Origin of the sequence: Corynebacterium frankenforstense, assembly GCF_030211955.1 — a bacterium.
GTDB lineage: Bacteria > Actinomycetota > Actinomycetes > Mycobacteriales > Mycobacteriaceae > Corynebacterium > Corynebacterium frankenforstense_A.
The window spans coordinates 1-247 of record NZ_JASODI010000091.1 but is presented as its reverse complement, the minus strand read 5'-3'; the positions used below and the strand labels follow the sequence as shown (position 1 = coordinate 247).

1 pseudogene is annotated in these 247 nt (G+C 63.2%); it reads left to right on the top strand.

The window, feature by feature from the left end:
* A pseudogene (locus QP119_RS11645) lies at positions 1–247 on the top strand (hypothetical protein); the annotation flags it as partial.

Sequence of the window (247 nt, the reverse complement as noted above, 5' to 3'; positions counted from 1 at the left end):
CGAAGACCAACGCCATCCAGGCCGCCCGGAAAAACGGCCACTCGATCGTCACCCTCGACATGATCGAGTCGTTTACCGCCAAACTGAACAACCAACGCCGCGCCTGGGGCTTCCGAACACGCGCCTGCCGTGTGACCGGCTTGCATGACGAGGTACGCAAGGCCTGCCAAAGGCTCCTCGACGAGTACAACGGGCCGGACACACCCGCCCCGCAGACCCGTAGCCTGCAGTTCATCAACTCCAGGAC